We start from the raw sequence: 20441 nt of genomic DNA, 5'->3' as shown, positions 1-20441 counted from the left end.
TGAAAATTGGCTTGCTTTGAATATTCCTGTTCTTCCCCTAAAAAATTCGTGAATTTTTACCGCTCTTTTGGCTTATTTATTGACTGATGATTAGATTTCATTATATTGAAACTCTTTTCATTTTTTACATAGGATAATTTATGGCTCACTCAGCCCCAAAAGCACAAAAACGTGAGACTTTTTCTGGTCGTCGCGCATTTATTCTGGCAGCAATTGGTTCTGCCGTTGGTCTTGGTAATATTTGGCGTTTTCCTTACACCACTTATGAAAACGGTGGTGGCGCATTTATTATCCCTTACCTTATCGCGTTGTTAACCGCAGGGATTCCTCTTTTATTCTTAGATTATGCCATTGGGCACCGTCATCGTGGTGGTGCACCACTTTCTTATCGTCGTTTTAGCCCTCACTTTGAGGTGTTTGGCTGGTGGCAAATGATGGTGAATGTCATCATCGGATTATATTACGCTGTAGTATTAGGCTGGGCAGCAAGCTACACCTATTTTTCTTTCACTGGTGCGTGGGGCGATAAACCCATTGATTTCTTCATCGGTGAATTTTTAAAAATGGGCGATATTAAAAACGGTATCAGCTTTGAATTTGTTGGTATGGTAACCGCACCATTAATTGCGATGTGGATTGTTGCCTTAGGCGTGCTTTCTATGGGTGTTCAAAAAGGAATTGCTAAGGTCTCTTCCGTATTAATGCCAGTGCTCGTCGTGATGTTTATGGTGCTTGTGATTTATTCCTTATTCTTACCAGGTGCGGCAAAAGGTTTAGATGCATTATTTACGCCAGATTGGACAAAATTATCCAATCCGAGTGTGTGGATTGCCGCTTATGGACAAATCTTCTTCTCTCTTTCAATCGGCTTTGGGATTATGGTGACTTACGCCTCTTATCTTAAAAAAGAATCCGATTTGACGGGTAGTGGCTTGGTTGTAGGTTTTGCTAACAGTAGCTTTGAAGTGTTAGCAGGTATCGGCGTATTTGCAGCATTAGGTTTTATTGCTACAGCGCAAGGTCAAGAAGTCAGCGAAGTAGCAAAAGGCGGAATTGGTTTAGCATTTTTTGCGTTCCCAACCATCATCAACAAAGCACCATTTGGCGAAGTGCTAGGCATGTTATTCTTTGGTTCATTAACCTTTGCCGCATTGACTTCATTCATCTCAGTTATCGAAGTAATTATTTCCGCAATTCAGGATAAAATTCGCATTAGCCGTGGAAAAGTGACATTCATCGTGGGTGTACCAATGATGCTAGTTTCTGTCATCTTATTCGGCACAACAACTGGCTTACCGATGTTAGATGTGTTCGATAAATTTGTGAACTATTTCGGTATTGTTGCCGTAGCATTTGCGTCTTTAATTGCGATTGTAGCAAATGAAAAACTCGGTTTATTGGGTAATCACTTAAATGAAACGTCATCTTTCAAAGTAGGTTTCTTCTGGCGTTTATGCATTGTATTAACGAGTGGTGTTTTAGCATTTATGCTTTTCAGCGAAGGGGCAAAAGTCTTCTCTGAAGGTTATGAAGGTTATCCAAACTGGTTTGTAAATACCTTTGGTTGGGGAATGTCCATTAGCTTACTTGTCGTGGCATTTTTCCTTTCTCGCTTAAAATGGAAAAGCGAAACCAAATTAACGATTGATGAAACTAAAGGAGAATAAAATGACTACTGGTGCAATTATTATGATGATCATAGCCCTTACTTTATTGTGGGGAGGATTAATTTATGCGTTGCTTCGCTTACCGAAAGAAAACTAATCCTAAAATTAACCGCACTTTTATCTGTATCTAAAAGTTGGGCTTATCCGCCAGCTTTTAGGTACGATTTTATGGATAAATATTATTCTAGTATCATTAAGTAAAATAACGAGTTTTTGCTTTACCGCACTTCTAATCTTTAATAAAACCAAATTCTCCGCTTTCATCAATTTTTAAAATTGATGCATAATTTTTTCGCCAATCCCCTAATACAATTCGGGTAAATCCTTCTTGTTGATGAATTGCCTCACGGTGTGTGTGTCCGTGAATTAATAAATTCACTCCAAACTCTTGTAGTTTTTCTGTCGTAAAGGCTTGGTTTACATCCATAATTTCCTGTGATTTGGCTTGTTTATCTTGATTACTCTTTGCCCGAATTTTCTCCGCAATTTTCAACCGCACTTTTAATGGCAAGCACAAAAACAAACGTTGTAGCCATTTTTGATGAACTCTACGACGAAACTGTTGATAAGCCACGTCATCAATGCAAAGTGTATCACCATGACAAAGTAAGATTTTTTTATCATAAAGTGTGATTAGTTGATAATCAGGTAAAAACTGAATCCCTGTTTCTTTTGAAAAACGTTCGCCAATCAAGAAATCACGGTTACCGTGCTGAAAATAACATTGCACACCTTGATTACTTACAGACTTAATTAAATCTTTAACTTGTTGAATCAATGTAGACTGCTCGTCATCACCAATCCAAAAATCAAAAAGATCACCCAAAATGTAAAGCCGTTCAGCCTGTGGTGCAAGATTCTGCATAAAATCGACAAAAAGTGCGGTCAATTCTGGCTGAGTTTCGCTTAAATGCAAATCAGAAATAAAATAGCTATGTTTCATAAAAATTCCACGATTTTTGTTTAGATTAGCACATATTGAGATCGAATTTGCTATACTTTAACGAAATTTTGTATAGGGCATCCTTATGTTAAAACTACTTCGAATTTTCCTTGTATTAATCTGCTGTATTCTAATTTGTGTACTGGGTACGATTTATTCTTTTATCCGTTTTAAAAATCCAAGCAACGTAGGCATTGTTGCTCGTTGGTTTGGGCGTTTATATCCACTTTTTGGCTTAAAAGTAGAACATCGTGTTCCTCAAAATCAAGAGCAGATTGGCCGTGCCATTTATATCGGTAATCATCAAAATAATTATGATATGGTGACAATCTCTTATATGGTGCAACCTCGTACAGTAAGCGTGGGTAAAAAAAGTTTAATTTGGATCCCCTTCTTCGGCATTTTATATTGGGTAACGGGCAATATTTTCTTGGATAGAGAAAACCGCACAAAAGCGCATAATACGATGTCACAGCTTGCACGACGAATTAATAAAGATAATTTATCAATTTGGATGTTCCCAGAAGGCACTCGCAATCGCGGTCGCGGTTTATTACCCTTTAAAACGGGTGCATTCCATGCGGCGATTTCAGCAGGTGTACCAATTATTCCAGTGGTGTGTTCAACCACGCATAACAAAATTAATTTAAATCGTTGGGATAATGGCAAAGTGATTTGCGAAATAATGGATCCAATCGATGTTTCAGGCTATACCAAAGACAATGTTCGCGATCTTGCGGCTTATTGTCATGATCTAATGGAAAAACGCATTGCCGAACTTGATGAAGAGATAGCAAAAGGAAACTAAAATGCCACGCCTTTCCCGCCGTCAATTATTAAAAACAGCTGCGATGTCTACCGCGCTTTCCACAGTGCCAGCACCATTGTTAGCGGCAAGCCGTGAAAAACTAGTTGTGCCGCCACTAATTGAAGTCCGTCGCGGTCGCCCGATTGTATTAACCATGCAGGAAATGAATTATCCGTTAGATGGCTCACACAATGTGACAGTATGGGGATTCAACGGTAATTATCTTGGCCCAACCATTAAAATCAAATCAGGTAGCTTTGCCAAACTTAATTATCATAACAATTTGCCACAATCAGTTGCTTTATCTATTCAAGGTTTACAAGCATCAGGCGAACTGTTTGGCGGGGCAGCTCGAGTTCTCAAAAAAGGCGAGTCTTGGGCACCCATCGTGCCTATTGAACAGCCCGCAGCAAGCTGTTGGTATCGTTCTGCGACATTAGCTAACTCCGCCTATCAAACCTATCGTGGCTTAGTTGGAATGTGGTTAATTGAAGATGACCAAAGCCTAAAAGCGAATCTTCCCAATAAATACGGCGTAGATGACATTCCATTGATTTTACAAGATATGGAATTTAACAATGATGGTCTCCAATTATTCAAACAAAATCAACCGCACTTTGTAGGCAATCGCTTATTAGTGAATGGTATTGAAGCACCATATTTAGATGTCGCACGGGGTTGGATTCGTTTACGTTTGCTCAATGCATCATTGGCTCGTGCTTATGATTTACGCTTGGATAATGATCAAGAAATGCTGCTTATTGCACAAGATTTAGGTTTCTTACCAAAAGCTAAATCGGTCAAATCTTTGGTTCTCTCGCCAGGAGAACGTGCAGAAATACTCGTTAATATGAATGAAATTGACAACGTATCTCTCATTAGCGGAAGTAAACGTAGCTTGTACGACAAAATTAAAAATATGTTGTTCTCAGGCGATGAACTGGCAGATAACACCGTCCTTGAATTGCGTGCCAAGGGAGAAATGTCAGCATTTAATAAACAACCGAATCTAACTTTCGAAACGGATGCGCCAGCAATGTTACAACAAGCCGTTGCACAAACTCGAGAATTTAATATTGATGTCACAAACGGTTTAATAAACCAAAGACGTTTTGACCCACGCAAGGTTGATGTTATGGCTCGTAAAGGCACCATTGAACGCTGGATTTTAAATGCAAGTTTACCTGTTGGATTTACTATTCAAGGTGCCAAATTTGTGGTGGAAAGCCAAGGAGAACATCAATTTCAAGCAGAAGAATTAGCTTGGAAAGATACAGTTTGGGTAAAAAACAAAACTCAAATTTTAGTGAAATTTGATCAAGTATCTTCTGGCAACTACCCATTCTTATTTGGAGTATCGAATTTAATGTTAGAAGATATGGGCTGTCTTGGCGTATTGATGGTTCAATAGACAAAAAATTTAATCATAACCCAGTGGATATTCTATTAATCGCTTCTTGAAAAATATTACTCGCCTTGCGCTTTTTCCAGTATAATCTGACCAATTTTCTGACAAATTAAAACAAGACGATGAATAAAAAACACACTTTAATTTCACTTGCTATTTTGACCGCACTTTATAGCCAACAAAGTTTGGCGGATTTGCATGAACAATGTTTAATGGGCGTGCCAAAATTTAGAGGTGAAGTCGTGACGGGTGATGTGAATTCTCTGCCTGTATATATTGAAGCGGATAATGCAGAAATTAATCAGCCAAATGATGCTACCTATCAAGGTAATGTAGATTTGAAACAAGGCAATCGCCATTTGTTAGCGCAATCCGTGCAGGTAAAACAATCTGGAAACCAGCCAACGCCTTTGCGTATGGCTTATGTCCGCAATGGATTTGATTATAAAGATAATCAAATCAATATGTTGGGTAACGATGCAGAGTTTAATTTAGATAGTCACGATGGCAATTTAACAAATTCAGAATATGAATTTGTCGGTCGTCAGGGACGTGGCAAAGCTGATAATATAACACTGCATAATAATTATCGTGTAATGAAGAATGCAACCTTTACGTCCTGTTTGCACGGCGACAATGCTTGGGCAGTAGATGCGTCAGAAATCCGTCAATACGTGAAAGAAGAATATGCTGAAATGTGGCATGCTCGTTTCAAAGTACATGGCGTTCCCGTCTTTTATACCCCTTACTTACAATTACCCATTGGAGATCGTCGTCGTTCTGGCTTATTGATTCCAAGTGTGGGGACATCTAGCCGAGATGGCCTTTGGTATGCACAACCCATTTATTGGAATATCGCACCTAATTACGATCTTACTTTTACCCCAAAATATATGTCTCGCCGTGGTTGGCAAGCAAATGGGGAATTTCGCTATTTAACCTCTATTGGCGAAGGTAAAGTGGCGGGCGAATATCTAGGTGGCGATCGTTACTCTGAATATGCTAGTAATAATCGAAAACGTCATTTGTTCTATTGGAATCACAATTCTAGTTTTTTACAAAATTGGCGTCTAAATATTGATTACACCCGAGTAAGCGATAAACGTTATTTCAACGATTTTGATTCTATTTATGGACGCAGTACAGATGGTTATGCGAACCAATATGCTCGTATAGCCTATTACCAACCCAATTATAATTTTTCTCTTTCTGCGCGTCAGTTCCAAATTTTTGATGATATTGTAAACATCGGCCCTTACCGTGCAGTACCACAATTAGATTTCAACTATCACAAATATGATTTGGCGAATGGATGGTTAAATTTCAAATTACATTCACAAGCAGTTCGTTTTGATAATGACAGTGAATTGATGCCAACTGCATGGCGTTTCCATGCAGAGCCTAGCCTAAATTCTTTAATGTCAAATAAATACGGCAGTTTGAATATTGAAACGAAACTTTATGCGACTCGCTACGAGCAGAAAAAAGGTTCAGGAAAAAATGCAGAGGACGTACAAAAAACTGTAAATCGAGTTATTCCACAATTTAAAGTTGATTTACAAAGCGTATTAGTGCGTGATACAAAGTTCTTAAAAGACTATACACAAACTTTTGAACCGCACGTACAGTATTTATATCGTCCTTACCGAAATCAAAGCAATATTGGTTCAACACTTAATAATGAATATTTAGGATTTGGTTACGACTCAGCATTAGTACAACAAGATTACTATTCGCTATTCCGCGATCACCGTTATAGTGGTTTAGACCGAATTTCATCGGCGAATCAAGTTACCTTGGGTGGTACAACGCATTTTTATGATATTGATGGCGAAGAACGCTTTAATTTATCAGCCGGTCAAATTTATTACTTAAGTAATTCTCGTATTGATGAAAACCCAGCAAATAAAACCCCGACTTCATCATCTGCTTGGGCATTAGAATCTAATTGGAAAATTAGTGATAAATGGCATTGGCGTGGTAGCTATCAATTTGATACCCATACCAATTCAACATCATTAGCGAATACATCACTAGAATATAATCCTGAAAAAAATAATTTAATTCAGTTAAATTATCGATACTCTAACCAAGAATATATTGACCAAAACTTGGGTAAATCGGCTAACGCTTATCAACAAGATATCCAACAAGTGGGATTGGTTGTAGGCTGGGAAATTGCCAATAATTGGGCTGTAGTAGGACGCTATTATCAAGATTTGGCTTTAAACAAACCTGTAGAACAATATCTAGGCATTCAATATAACAGTTGCTGTTGGGCTGCAGGTGTTGGTGTAAAACGCAATGTCACAAACCACCAAAACCAAACACGTAATGAAATTATTTATGATAATAGCATTGGCATAACCTTAGAATTAAGAGGTTTAGGCAGCAATGACCATCAAAGTGGCATTCAAGAAATGCTAGAAAAAGGAAAACTTCCTTATATTCGAGCATTTAGTTTGGATTAAACTCTTTTCAATATAAATTAAATCAACAAAAAAGCGGCTATTTCTAGCCGCTCTTTTGTCACAATATACAAAATAAAATGCTGATTAGAGATTACCTAACTTTTCATTTAAAACACTGAGCAGCTGATCTTTACTAATCATTTCTTTTTTACCCGTACGGCGGTTTTTGTATTCAATCTCTCCATTGTCTAGGTTTTTCTCGCCGATTATTACCATATGCGGCACACCGATAAGTTCCATATCGGCAAACATCACGCCTGGGCGTTCTTTACGATCATCAAAAATCACATCAACGCCTTGTGATTGTAAAGTGCGGTAAAGTTCTTCAGCGTATTTTTGTACGCTTTCAGATTTGTGCATATTCATCGGCACAATCGCTACAGTGAATGGGGCGATTTCGTCTGATGGCCAGATGATACCGCGATCATCATGATGCTGTTCAATTGCTGAAGCCACCACACGAGTTACGCCAATACCGTAACAACCCATTGTCATCACAAGTGGTTTACCGTCTTCGCCTTGAACGGTCGCTTTCATCGCTTCAGAGTATTTTTTGCCCAATTGGAAAATATGTCCCACTTCAATACCACGTTTGATTTGAAGCGTGCCTTTACCATCTGGACTTGGATCGCCCTCCACTACGTTGCGTAAATCAAAAACTTCTGGCATTGCAACATCGCGTTCCCAGTTCACATTGAAGTAATGTTTTCCATCGATATTCGCACCACAACTAAAATCAGACATTAACGTCACAGTGCGGTCAATAATTGCAGGAATATTAAGATTTACCGCGCCTAACGATCCCACGCTCGCACCAATTTTCGCTTTAATTTCAGTTTCGTCCGCAAACTCAAGAGGATCTGCTACTAACGGGTGTTTTTGTGCTTTGATTTCGTTTAATTCGTGATCGCCACGAATAATCAAGGCAACAAGCGGTTGGTTTTCATCTGCACCTTTCACAATCAAGGTTTTCACGGTTTTTTCAATCGGCAGATTGAATTGTTCTATAAGCTCATTGATAGTTTTCGCATTTGGCGTATCAACCAATGTCATTTCTGCAGTTGGCACTTGACGCTCACCGATGGCTACCGCTTCAGCAAGCTCAATATTCGCTGCAAAATCCGATTCTGTTGAGAACACAACATCATCTTCACCGCTTGAAGCTAACACTTGGAACTCATGAGAAGCAGAACCACCAATAGAACCCGTATCCGCTTGTACCGCACGGAAATCTAAGCCTAATCGGTTAAAAATTTTACTGTACACTTGATACATCACATCATAGGTTGCTTGTAAACTTTCTTGGGTAGTGTGGAAAGAATACGCATCTTTCATAATAAATTCACGCGAACGCATTACCCCAAAACGAGGACGCACTTCATCACGGAATTTCGTTTGAATTTGATATAAGTTAAGTGGAAGCTGTTTATATGAAGAAACTTCTCGGCGTATTAAATCTGTAATCACTTCCTCGTGGGTTGGGCCTAACACAAAGTTACGGTTTCCGCGGTCTTCAAAACGAAGAAGCTCAGGGCCATATTGCTCCCAGCGACCAGACTCTTCCCATAATTCCGCAGGTTGCACAACAGGCATTAATACCTCAATTGCACCACCTTTGTTCATCTCTTCACGAATAATCTTTTCTACTTTTTTCAATACGCGAATACCCGTCGGTAACCAGTTATATAAACCTGATGCCATTGGGCGAATCATACCTGCACGCAACATTAATTGGTGGCTCACGACCTGAGCATCATTTGGCGTTTCTTTAAGGGTGGAGAATAAATATTGACTTGTACGCATTGTTTAACCTTAAATTCTAAGAACTGAAAAAATTGGCGCAAGTATAACAAAAAGTGCGGTCATTTTTAACCGCACTTTTAACACTTAGTCATTATTTTACGCATTCGCCAAAATTGCCTTATGTTCTTGAATAAGTTTAATAAAAGGCAGCCCAAAGCGTTCTAATTTAATTGAACCCACGCCATTAATTTGCAACATTTCAATATTGTTCGTTGGCATATATTGTGCCATTTCTTGCAACGTCGCATCATTAAAGACAATGTATGGCGGAATATTTTCTTTATCGGCAATTTGTTTGCGTAAGAAACGCAAGCGTGCAAATAAATCCTTATCGTAATTTGCAACACTTTGGCGTTGTGGATTACGGACAATTTTACTGATTGAAGAAATACGAGGCATTGCCAATTCTAACGGTTCTTCGCCTTTCAAAATCACTTTCGCACTTTCGGTAAGCTGCAACGTTGGATTTAATTCACTGATGACCTGTTGCACAAAACCCAAATGAATAAGCTGGCGAATGACGGACTGCCAATGCTCTTTGCTTTTATCTTTTCCGATACCATACACTGAAAGTTTATCGTGCTGGCGTTCAATAATTTTCTGATTATGCATTCCACGCAACACCACTATCACATAATGCGCACCGAAACATTGCCCCACTCGATAAATAGTAGACATTACTTTTTGCGCATCGACTAATCCATCATATTTTTTAGGAGGATCAAGGCATATATCACAGTTATTGCATGGTGTTTGTCGATGCTCACCAAAATAATTGAGAAGAACTAAACGGCGACAAGTCTGGCTTTCTGCAAATTCTCCAATAGCTTCTAATTTATGCTGCTCAATCTGACGCTGTGGCGTTTCTGGTTTTTCTAAAAGAATTTTTTGTAACCAAGCGTAATCCGCTGGTTCATAAAACAAAACCGCCTCAGCAGGTAAATCATCACGTCCTGCCCGACCTGTTTCTTGATAATAAGATTCAATGCTACGAGGCAAATCAAAATGGGCAACAAACCGCACATTGGATTTATTAATCCCCATTCCAAAAGCAATGGTTGCGACTACTACTTGCACATTATCACGCTGAAAATCCTGTTGCACACGATCACGCCGTGCCGTTTCCATTCCCGCGTGATAAGCAGCAGCAGAGACACCTTTATTGCGTAAACTTTCCGCAATTCGCTCAACCTTGTTTCGACTGTTGCAATAAATAATCCCACTCTTGCCCTTTTGAGCCAACACAAAACGTGTCAATTGCTCCATTGGTTTATATTTTTCTTCCAAGGTATAACGAATGTTTGGTCGATCAAAACTACCAATATATTTATGCGGATTTTCTAGATTAAGATGTGTCAAAATATCTTGACGAGTTGCGTAATCTGCCGTTGCCGTAAGTGCCATAATCGGCGCATCAGGGAAACTCGCTTTTAAACCGCCAAGCTGGGTATATTCAGGGCGAAAATCATGCCCCCATTGAGAAATACAGTGTGCTTCATCAATTGCAATAAAGCTGACTTTACTATAAGAAATAAGTTGAAAGAAACTGTTCGTCATCACTTTTTCTGGCGACACATAAAGCAGTTTAAGTTGCCCAGAAATAAGCTTATTTTGTACTTGTTGCTGCTGTTCTAAAGTCTGACTAGAATTAAGAAAATCCGCCTCAATTCCATTAGCTTGCAGCTGATCCACTTGATCCTTCATCAAAGAAATCAGCGGAGAAATCACTAACGTTAAACCCTCAAAACAAAGGGCGGGAATTTGGTAACAAAGCGATTTACCATTCCCCGTTGCCATTACCACCAAAGCATCTTGTCCGTTTAAAGCGGCATTGATCACTTCTTCCTGCCCTTTACGGAAAGATTGATAACCAAAAACCGATTTCAAAACAGAAAGTGCGGTCGGTTTTTCTATTGTTTTTGATGGTAAAGGAGAATCCTGCATTTTAGAACTGCACGTTCTCGCCATGTGCAGCACAGGCCTCAACGAAACAATCCCAAAAACGTTTTCCATCATTAGACACCCAGTCGCCATTTTTAAATGCAAAATGGAAACCGCCTAATTTACTTGCAATCCAAAGCTCAAGCAGTGGCTCTTGTTTGTTAATCACTATTTTAGTGTGATTATCAAAAGTGATTGTAAATACAGAACCTTGCGTTTCGCAATCTACATCTGCACCTTGATTTTCCAATTCTTCTTCAATTTTTTGCCAAATTTGTTCTATATTTTGGTGAAATTCTGCAATATTCATAAAATTTTCCTGTTTAAATCTGATAGAATGCGACAAATTATAAAGCCTTTCTCAAGCTTGTGAAAGGCGGATTTACCGATAAGTGAGAAAGAAAAAATGAAAAAATTACTATTAATTTTAGTACTTAGTTCAGTGTGCATATTAGCTACAGGATGTGGCGTAAAAGGTTCTTTATATTTTCCTGAAAAAGATCAAGCTCAACAAACTCAATAATCTATTATCCAATGATAATTCCAAAAATAACTAAAACAGGCACACAACATGAATTTTTTCCAATATAAACACAACAAACTTTATGCCGAAGATATTCCAGTTCAACAACTTGCTGAACAATTTGGCACGCCTCTCTATGTATATTCTCGGGCAACACTTGAACGTCATTGGCACGCTTTTGACTCTGCTTTCGGTAAGCACCCTCACCTAATTTGTTTTGCCGTGAAATCTTGCTCAAATATTGGCGTGTTAAATATTATGGCAAAACTTGGTTCAGGTTTCGATATTGTCTCGCAAGGCGAACTTGAGCGTGTACTGGCAGCAGGTGGCGATGCGTCAAAAGTGGTCTTTTCTGGCGTTGCGAAATCTCGAGAAGAAATTATGCGCGCATTAGAAGTTGGAATCCGTTGCTTTAATGTGGAATCAGTTTCTGAACTCAAGCACATTAACCAAATCGCGGGAGAAATGGGTAAAATCTCACCTATTTCTTTACGTGTAAATCCAGATGTTGATGCGCATACACACCCTTATATTTCAACAGGATTAAAGGAAAATAAATTTGGCGTAAGTGTAGATGAAGCCCGAGAAGTATATAAATTAGCCTCAACGCTGCCAAACATAAAAATAACAGGGATGGATTGCCACATAGGCTCACAGCTCACTGAATTACAACCATTTTTAGATGCCACAGATCGCTTAATTGTCCTAATGGAACAATTAAAAGAGGATGGAATTACATTAAAACATCTCGATCTGGGCGGTGGTTTAGGCGTAACTTATACGGATGAAACACCACCGCATCCAAGCGATTACGCAAATGCATTGTTAGAAAAACTAAAAAATTATCCTGAACTTGAAATTATTCTTGAACCCGGCAGAGCAATTTCTGCAAATGCAGGGATTCTAGTAGCAAAAGTACAATACTTAAAAAGCAATGAAAGCCGTAATTTCGCGATTACCGATACAGGAATGAATGATATGATTCGCCCAGCATTGTATGAAGCCTATATGAACATCATAGAAATTGACCGCACTTTAGCAAGAGAAAAAGCGATTTATGATGTTGTAGGGCCTGTTTGTGAAACATCAGATTTCTTAGGAAAACAACGTGAGCTTTCAATTGCCGAAGGGGATTATATTGCTCAATGTTCTGCTGGTGCCTATGGCACAAGTATGTCATCAAACTATAACTCAAGACCTCGCACTGCAGAAGTTTTAGTAGATGGCGATCAATCCTATCTAATTCGTCGCCGAGAAACCTTACAGGAACTTTGGGCATTGGAATCGACCATTTAATATTTCTTATCTTAAAAAAGAGCGGTAAAAAATTATCTATTTTTCTACCGCACTTTTCTATTTTTATCCATCAATAAACCTACCTCAAATAGTAAGTTTGTGAGATAAATCAAATTTTTTTCTATTCTAGATTGGCATAGAATTGAATTCTTTATAAAATGTCATGCTTTTTAAAGTGGACTTCTAACCACTAAAGGAGAAATTATGCAAGATAAACTAAAAGTTTTATTGATTGACGACCATCCGTTAATGCGTCGTGGCATTAAACAACTTGTAGAATTAGACGATAACTTTGAAGTGGTGGCTGACGTAAGCAGCGGCACAGAAGGGATTTCAGTGGCGTTACAAACATCACCTGATGTGATCATTTTAGATCTCAACATGAAAGGACTTTCTGGGTTAGATACACTCAAAGGATTACGCACAGAAGGCGTTGATGCACGCATCTTAATTTTAACAGTGTCTGATGCAAAAAATGATATTTATACTTTAATTGATGCTGGTGCAGATGGTTATTTATTAAAAGATACGGAACCAGATACATTGCTAGAGCAAATCAAGCGTATTGCACAAGGCGAAGTCATTCTGAGTGATTCTATTAAAAATTTATTGTTAGAACGTACTCACGAAGAGAATCCGTTAGACAGCTTAACGGATCGTGAAATGGGCGTACTTCGTCAAATTGCGACAGGCTTATCAAATAAACAAATTGCAGCACAACTGTTTATTTCAGAAGAAACCGTGAAAGTACATATCCGTAATTTATTGCGTAAATTAAATGTTCATTCTCGTGTTGCCGCAACGGTATTATTTTTTGAACAAAATCGTTAAAAAAATAATCATAAAAAATGCGCTAGGAGAGACTTAGCGCATTTTTCTTTAAAATTATAATATTTAAATTAGCTCAATAGATTTAATATCTTCTAATAAAATATACAATTCTTGTTTAATATTTTTTTCAAACTGTGCTTCTGAACTTTCTCGAGCTAAATCCAGACGCATTCTTTCTCTTTTATCAAGTAGTTTACGATCATCATGTGTAGGCATATCACGCACCACTTCATATAAATTAGCCATCGCAGGATAAGATGATAAATTCTTACCAAAAGGCCTTAATAGCATTGTAAGACGAATTACGCCTTCAGAAAGATTACATTCTCCAGACTGCATTGCTCTAGCAATAATATCAATACTCTCTTTTAATCGTATAACCCGATTATTCTTAGCTTTAGCAATCAATTCCTTTTGAATTTTTAACTGTTTTAATAAACGTATTGTATATAAACTTAATCCAATCAATAAAGAAAATGCAATTACAATAAGTATCCAAATCATAAATTATCTAAATTGGTTAATATCAATGCGTTCAAAAGTGCGGTATAAATCATCTTCACTTTCATCTTCGTCTTCAATGCCAAGTTCTTCCATTAATTCAGAAATTCTATCTAAGCATTCATCTACAAATTGTTGATCTGCTTTACTAATAGCTTTACCTGCATCTAAAGCATCCAATAATTCATTAAGAATTTCATTATTTTCCAGATTTTCAAGCTCTTTCATTGGATCTTGTTTTTTCGCCTGTTTTATTACAGGAATTACTTGACCTTTTTCGGGCTTATTAACAAATTCAACAACCAACGGTATCTTTTTCTTACTACCAATTTTTGGATCTTTAATTTCATTTTGAAGTTTATTCGCTTTTTCTTCAACCGCACTATGACGAGATCCAGAAGCTAAACCTTTATGCTTACGTTTTTTCTTATCTTCACGAGCTTTAGCATCTAATTCATAACGTGTGAGTTTTTTACCCGAACGCGATTTCGGCATTTCCGGTTTTTTATCCGCTTTGCGGATTGGCATAATATCACTAATTTTGCGCGTTTTTTTCTTACGAGCCATTTAAGGTTATCCTTTTGAAAAAATTTGGTGGATTGTATCATTGGTGGGGGATTTTCTCACTAACAAATACAAACTTTATCTAAACTTATTTTGTTAAAGTATAAACTTCTAAAAAACAAAAACCCCAGCCTTTCGACTGGGGTTCTTCTTTTTTTATGTGATTTAGATTTGTATTTGATAACCCGGCGGTGCCCTACTCTCACATGGGGAAACCCCACACTACCATCGGCATTACAGCGTTTCACTTCTGAGTTCGGTATGGTCTCAGGTGGTTCCACCGCACTATCGCCGCCGGGATAATTCTTTGATAACTTCTCTCTTTGTTTCTTCTCTTTTACGACTTCACTTTTTTCGTCTCTCTTCTTATCGGCAACAAGCTGAATAGTTAGTTTAGTTTAGTTAATTTCTCTTCTCTTTCGCTCTTTTCCCAAAAACACTTGAGCGTTGTATAGTTAAGCCTCTCGGGCAATTAGTATCTGTTAGCTCAATGACTCACATCACTTACACACCAGACCTATCTACGTCTTCGTCTTAAACAACCCTTACTGTCTTAAAGACAGGGAGAACTCATCTCTTGGCAAGTTTCGTGCTTAGATGCTTTCAGCACTTATCTCTTCCGCACTTAGCTACCCGGCAATGCGTCTGGCGACACAACCGGAACACCAGTGGTGCGTCCACTCCGGTCCTCTCGTACTAGGAGCAGCCCCAACCAATTCTCCTACGCCCACGGCAGATAGGGACCGAACTGTCTCACGACGTTCTAAACCCAGCTCGCGTACCACTTTAAATGGCGAACAGCCATACCCTTGGGACCTACTTCAGCCCCAGGATGTGATGAGCCGACATCGAGGTGCCAAACACCGCCGTCGATATGAACTCTTGGGCGGTATCAGCCTGTTATCCCCGGAGTACCTTTTATCCGTTGAGCGATGGCCCTTCCATTCAGAACCACCGGATCACTATGACCTACTTTCGTACCTGCTCGACTTGTCTGTCTCGCAGTTAAGCTTGCTTATACCATTGCACTAACCTCACGATGTCCGACCGTGATTAGCAAACCTTCGTGCTCCTCCGTTACGCTTTGGGAGGAGACCGCCCCAGTCAAACTACCCACCAGACACTGTCCGAGACCACGTTCCGCAATCTTCGTTAGAACATCAAACGTTAAAGGGTGGTATTTCAAGGATGACTCCATAATCACTGGCGTGACTACTTCTAAGTCTCCCACCTATCCTACACATCAAAATTCAATGTTCAGTGTCAAGCTATAGTAAAGGTTCACGGGGTCTTTCCGTCTAGCCGCGGGTACACCGCATCTTCACGGCGATTTCAATTTCACTGAGCCTCGGGTGGAGACAGCCTGGCCATCATTATGCCATTCGTGCAGGTCGGAACTTACCCGACAAGGAATTTCGCTACCTTAGGACCGTTATAGTTACGGCCGCCGTTTACTGGGGCTTCGATCAGGTGCTTCTCTTTCGATTACACCATCAATTAACCTTCCAGCACCGGGCAGGCATCACACCCTATACCTCCACTTTCGTGTTTGCAGAGTGCTGTGTTTTTAATAAACAGTTGCAGCCAGCTGGTATCTTCGACCGGTTCAACCTTCGAGAGTAAATCTCTACAATCTACGCCGGCGCACCTTCTCCCGAAGTTACGGTGCTATTTTGCCTAGTTCCTTCACCCGAGTTCTCTCAAGCGCCTGAGTATTCTCTACCTGACCACCTGTGTCGGTTTTCAGTACGGTTTAGTAAAGCCTGTCGCTTAGTGGCTTTTCCTGGAAGTGTGGTATCAGTTACTTCAGCTCCTTAGAGCCTCGTCATCATCTCTCAGTGTTTAATAGAAGTCCGGATTTGCCTAAACTTCCCACCTACCAACTTAAACGCACATATCCAACAGTGCGATAACCTAACCTACTCCGTCCCCACATCGCAGCTTTACCAAGTACAGGAATATTAACCTGTTTCCCATCGACTACGCTTTTCAGCCTCGCCTTAGGGGCCGACTCACCCTGCCCCGATTAACGTTGGACAGGAACCCTTGGTCTTCCGGCGAACGGGTTTTTCACCCGTTTTATCGTTACTTATGTCAGCATTCGCACTTCTGATACGTCCAGCTAACCTCTCGATTAACCTTCATCCGCTTACAGAACGCTCCCCTACCCAACAGACTTTCGTCTGATGCCGCAGCTTCGGTGCTATATTTCAGCCCCGTTACATCTTCCGCGCAGGCCGACTCGACTAGTGAGCTATTACGCTTTCTTTAAATGATGGCTGCTTCTAAGCCAACATCCTAGCTGTCTAAGCCTTCCCACTTCGTTTCCCACTTAATATAGACTTGGGGACCTTAGCTGGCGGTCTGGGTTGTTTCCCTCTCCACGACGGACGTTAGCACCCGCCGTGTGTCTCCTGAGTATCACTCTTTGGTATTCGTAGTTTGCATCGGGTTGGTAATCCGGGATGGACCCCTAGCCGAAACAGTGCTCTACCCCCAAAGGTGTCACCTCAAGGCTCTACCTAAATAGATTTCGGGGAGAACCAGCTATCTCCCGGTTTGATTGGCCTTTCACCCCCAGCCACAAGTCATCCGCTAATTTTTCAACATTAGTCGGTTCGGTCCTCCAGTTAGTGTTACCCAACCTTCAACCTGCCCATGGCTAGATCACCGGGTTTCGGGTCTATACCTTGCAACTCTTCGCCCAGTTAAGACTCGGTTTCCCTTCGGCTCCCCTATTCGGTTAACCTCGCTACAAAATATAAGTCGCTGACCCATTATACAAAAGGTACGCAGTCACCCTTTCAGGCTCCCACTGCTTGTACGTACAAGGTTTCAGGTTCTATTTCACTCCCCTCACCGGGGTTCTTTTCGCCTTTCCTTCACAGTACTGGTTCACTATCGGTCAATCAGGAGTATTTAGCCTTGGAGGATGGTCCCCCTTCTTCAAACAGGATATCACGTGTCCCGCCCTACTTCTCGTTAGCTTAGTACCACAATATGGTTTTTAGATACGGGATTATCACCCTCTTTGATTGTGTTTCCCAACACATTCTCCTAACTATACTGCTATCACTTACTGGCTCTTTCGCTTTCGCTCGCCGCTACTGACGAAATCTCGGTTGATTTCTTTTCCTCGGGGTACTTAGATGTTTCAGTTCTCCCGGTTTGCCTCAACAAGCTATGAATTCACTTGTTAATAGTAGATTCTTCATCTACTGGGTTTCCCCATTCGGATATCTTGGATTAAACGCCTCTTATCGACTCATCCAAGCTTTTCGCAGATTAGCACGTCCTTCTTCGCCTCTGATTGCCAAGGCATCCACCTTGTACGCTTAGTCACTTAACTATACAACCTCAAATGTTTTCAATCACTTTAAGTTTTCACTTCAAAGTGCGGTCAATTTGATGCGTATCTTCATTCAACTAAACACTTGATTGCTTTTGTTCAATCAAGATTTTATGCAAAACAGGTTTTGTTTTTAGAGTTTCCTTTTCAGTTCTCTCTTTCACTTTCCTATCTTGCCTACTCAGACTTTCTCTCGAAAATCTCTTGTTTTCAGCTTGTTTCCAATTTTTTAAAGAACAGTTGATAAAACTTTTCAGTTATCATCGTTAAATAAACTAAAAAAAATTAAAATTAAAATTAAAATTAAATTTAAAATTAAACTTAAAACTAAGAATAAAATAACCTAATATTTAAAATAGTTTAATCACTACCTTAATACATTATTAATTTATCTTTTTCTAATTTACTTAACGATGATAAGTGGTGGAGATAAGCGGGATCGAACCGCTGACCTCCTGCGTGCAAGGCAGGCGCTCTCCCAGCTGAGCTATATCCCCATTTCATCATAATTTAATAACTAATTATTTACCTTTTAGTTATTATTTATTTACACTACACCTTTCGCTTCACTCACTCTCAGAGTGGTGGGTCTGAGTGGACTTGAACCACCGACCTCACCCTTATCAGGGGTGCGCTCTAACCACCTGAGCTACAGACCCAAGGGTAATGTTTTCTCCTGCTCATTTGTCTACAATTATCAGCCAATCTGTGTGAGCACTCGCTGTCTCTCGTCTTTGGTAAGGAGGTGATCCAACCGCAGGTTCCCCTACGGTTACCTTGTTACGACTTCACCCCAGTCATGAATCATACCGTGGTAAACGCCCTCCTAAAGGTTAAGCTATCTACTTCTGGTACAACCCACTCCCATGGTGTGACGGGCGGTGTGTACAAGGCCCGGGAACGTATTCACCGCGACATTCTGATTCGCGATTACTAGCGATTCCGACTTCATGGAGTCGAGTTGCAGACTCCAATCCGGACTTAGACGTACTTTATGAGATTCGCTCCACCTCGCAGCTTCGCTTCCCTCTGTATACGCCATTGTAGCACGTGTGTAGCCCTACTCGTAAGGGCCATGATGACTTGACGTCATCCCCACCTTCCTCCAGTTTATCACTGGCAGTCTCCTTTGAGTTCCCGACCGTATCGCTGGCAACAAAGGATAAGGGTTGCGCTCGTTGCGGGACTTAACCCAACATTTCACAACACGAGCTGACGACAGCCATGCAGCACCTGTCTCAACGTTCCCGAAGGCACTCCAATATCTCTATCGGATTCGTTGGATGTCAAGAGTAGGTAAGGTTCTTCGCGTTGCATCGAATTAAACCACATGCTCCACCGCTTGTGCGGGCCCCCGTCAATTCATTTGAGTTTTAACCTTGCGGCCGTACTCCCCAGGCGGTCGATTTATCACGTTAGCTACGGGCGCCAGAGTTAAACCCCAACCCCCAAATCGACAGCGTTTACAGCGTGGACTACCAGGGTATCTAATCCTGTTTGCTCCCCACGCTTTCGCACATGAGCGTCAGTACATTCCCAAGGGGCTGCCTTCGCCTTCGGTATTCCTCCACATCTCTACGCATTTCACCGCTACACGTGGAATTCTACCCCTCCCTAAAGTACTCTAGTTACCCAGTCTGAAATGCTATTCCCAGGTTAAGCCCGGGGCTTTCACACCTCACTTAAATAACCGCCTGCGTGCCCTTTACGCCCAGTTATTCCGATTAACGCTCGCACCCTCCGTATTACCGCGGCTGCTGGCACGGAGTTAGCCGGTGCTTCTTCTGTATTTAACGTCAATTTGATGTACTATTAACACATCAACCTTCCTCAATACCGAAAGAACTTTACAACCCGAAGGCCTTCTTCATTCACGCGGCATGGCTGCGTCAGGGTTCCCCCATTGCGCAATATTCCCCACTGCTGCCTCCCGTAGGAGTCTGGACCGTGTCTCAGTTCCAGTGTGGCTGGTCATCCTCTCAGACCAGCTAGAGATCGCAGGCTTGGTAGGCCTTTACCCCACCAACTACCTAATCCCACTTGGGCTCATCCTATGGCATGCGGCCTTACAGTCCCGCACTTTCATCTTCCGATTCTACGCGGTATTAGCGACAGTTTCCCGTCGTTATCCCCCTCCATAAGCCAGATTCCCAAGCATTACTCACCCGTCCGCCACTCGTCAGCAAGAAAGCAAGCTTCCTCCTGCTACCGTTCGACTTGCATGTGTTAAGCCTGCCGCCAGCGTTCAATCTGAGCCATGATCAAACTCTTCAATTCAAGTTCAATCGCTCAATAAACTACTTAGCTATAAATAAAACACTACTTAAAAAAGTAAT

14 protein-coding genes, 2 tRNA genes and 3 rRNA genes are annotated in these 20441 nt (G+C 40.6%); 8 read left to right on the top strand and 11 right to left on the bottom strand.

Annotated features, from left to right (window positions below; translation table 11 throughout):
* The first annotated feature begins 140 nt into the window (after positions 1-140).
* Positions 141-1667 (top strand): sodium-dependent transporter, encoded by a 1527-nt coding sequence (locus ACPT8Q_RS02310; RefSeq protein ID WP_005652302.1) that lies wholly within the window; start codon positions 141-143, stop codon positions 1665-1667.
* 1 nt (position 1668) lies between these two features.
* Positions 1669-1764 (top strand): methionine/alanine import family NSS transporter small subunit, encoded by a 96-nt coding sequence (locus ACPT8Q_RS02305; RefSeq protein WP_005648534.1) that lies wholly within the window; start codon positions 1669-1671, stop codon positions 1762-1764.
* A 132-nt stretch (positions 1765-1896) separates the two neighbouring features.
* Here ACPT8Q_RS02305 and lpxH read toward each other — a convergent pair whose 3' ends face one another.
* Positions 1897-2610, bottom strand: a complete 714-nt coding sequence (gene lpxH, locus ACPT8Q_RS02300; protein ID WP_038440219.1) for a UDP-2,3-diacylglucosamine diphosphatase — start codon at positions 2608-2610, stop codon at positions 1897-1899.
* A gap of 85 nt (positions 2611-2695) precedes the next feature.
* Here lpxH and ACPT8Q_RS02295 point away from each other — a divergent pair, with 85 nt between their 5' ends.
* From ACPT8Q_RS02295 to lptD, 3 genes are all read left to right on the top strand, one after another.
* Positions 2696-3418, top strand: a complete 723-nt coding sequence (locus tag ACPT8Q_RS02295) for a 1-acylglycerol-3-phosphate O-acyltransferase (RefSeq protein WP_425622301.1) — start codon at positions 2696-2698, stop codon at positions 3416-3418.
* Position 3419: 1 nt separating this feature from the next.
* Entirely contained in the window at positions 3420-4829 is a 1410-nt protein-coding gene (locus tag ACPT8Q_RS02290) for a multicopper oxidase domain-containing protein (protein ID WP_425622300.1), read from the top strand.
* Positions 4830-4948: 119 nt separating this feature from the next.
* Positions 4949-7297 carry an LPS assembly protein LptD gene (gene lptD / locus ACPT8Q_RS02285; RefSeq protein WP_061671322.1) on the top strand — a complete coding sequence of 783 codons (2349 nt, stop codon included), beginning with the start codon at positions 4949-4951 and terminating at the stop codon, positions 7295-7297.
* Positions 7298-7381: 84 nt separating this feature from the next.
* Here the strand turns inward: lptD and proS are convergent, their stop codons facing one another.
* The 3 genes from proS to cyaY form a co-directional block, all read right to left on the bottom strand.
* Positions 7382-9100, bottom strand: coding sequence for a proline--tRNA ligase (gene proS, locus ACPT8Q_RS02280; RefSeq protein WP_050948795.1), 1719 nt, complete (start codon positions 9098-9100; stop codon positions 7382-7384).
* A 96-nt stretch (positions 9101-9196) separates the two neighbouring features.
* On the bottom strand, positions 9197-11044 hold the full coding sequence (recQ, locus tag ACPT8Q_RS02275; protein WP_061832737.1) for a DNA helicase RecQ: 1848 nt from the start codon (positions 11042-11044) through the stop codon (positions 9197-9199).
* A gap of 1 nt (position 11045) precedes the next feature.
* The gene (gene cyaY / locus ACPT8Q_RS02270; protein WP_005629875.1) at positions 11046-11351 is read right to left on the bottom strand and encodes an iron donor protein CyaY; all 306 of its coding nucleotides are present in this window, start codon (positions 11349-11351) and stop codon (positions 11046-11048) included.
* A gap of 96 nt (positions 11352-11447) precedes the next feature.
* On the opposite strand from cyaY, the gene lptM reads away from it, so the two are divergent.
* The 3 genes from lptM (at position 11448) to ACPT8Q_RS02255 (ending at position 13691) form a co-directional block, all read left to right on the top strand.
* The gene (gene lptM / locus ACPT8Q_RS02265; protein ID WP_021034483.1) at positions 11448-11564 is read left to right on the top strand and encodes an LPS translocon maturation chaperone LptM; all 117 of its coding nucleotides are present in this window, start codon (positions 11448-11450) and stop codon (positions 11562-11564) included.
* 48 nt (positions 11565-11612) lie between these two features.
* Positions 11613-12860 carry a diaminopimelate decarboxylase gene (gene lysA, locus ACPT8Q_RS02260; RefSeq protein WP_061671324.1) on the top strand — a complete coding sequence of 416 codons (1248 nt, stop codon included), beginning with the start codon at positions 11613-11615 and terminating at the stop codon, positions 12858-12860.
* Positions 12861-13064: 204 nt separating this feature from the next.
* Positions 13065-13691 carry a response regulator gene (locus ACPT8Q_RS02255; RefSeq protein ID WP_021034485.1) on the top strand — a complete coding sequence of 209 codons (627 nt, stop codon included), beginning with the start codon at positions 13065-13067 and terminating at the stop codon, positions 13689-13691.
* A gap of 63 nt (positions 13692-13754) precedes the next feature.
* On the opposite strand, the gene ACPT8Q_RS02250 is transcribed toward ACPT8Q_RS02255, so the two are convergent.
* The 7 genes from ACPT8Q_RS02250 to ACPT8Q_RS02220 form a co-directional block, all read right to left on the bottom strand.
* The gene (locus tag ACPT8Q_RS02250) at positions 13755-14195 is read right to left on the bottom strand and encodes a DUF2489 domain-containing protein (protein WP_061671325.1); all 441 of its coding nucleotides are present in this window, start codon (positions 14193-14195) and stop codon (positions 13755-13757) included.
* 3 nt (positions 14196-14198) lie between these two features.
* On the bottom strand, positions 14199-14759 hold the full coding sequence (gene yihI, locus ACPT8Q_RS02245; RefSeq protein WP_061671326.1) for a Der GTPase-activating protein YihI: 561 nt from the start codon (positions 14757-14759) through the stop codon (positions 14199-14201).
* A 180-nt stretch (positions 14760-14939) separates the two neighbouring features.
* Positions 14940-15055, bottom strand: a 5S ribosomal RNA gene (rrf, locus tag ACPT8Q_RS02240).
* A gap of 152 nt (positions 15056-15207) precedes the next feature.
* Positions 15208-18105, bottom strand: a 23S ribosomal RNA gene (locus ACPT8Q_RS02235).
* 421 nt (positions 18106-18526) lie between these two features.
* Positions 18527-18602 (bottom strand) — tRNA-Ala (locus ACPT8Q_RS02230).
* 85 nt (positions 18603-18687) lie between these two features.
* Positions 18688-18764, bottom strand: a tRNA-Ile gene (locus ACPT8Q_RS02225).
* Between the two features lie 79 nt (positions 18765-18843).
* Positions 18844-20382 (bottom strand): 16S ribosomal RNA (locus tag ACPT8Q_RS02220).
* The 16S, 23S and 5S rRNA genes sit together here with 2 tRNA genes alongside, the layout of an rRNA operon.
* Between the last annotated feature and the right edge of the window lie 59 nt (positions 20383-20441).

This window comes from Haemophilus sp. HN_Hi10, assembly GCF_049821985.1.
Taxonomy (GTDB): domain Bacteria; phylum Pseudomonadota; class Gammaproteobacteria; order Enterobacterales; family Pasteurellaceae; genus Haemophilus; species Haemophilus influenzae_D.
This window is presented reverse-complemented; position numbering and strand designations above follow the sequence as displayed.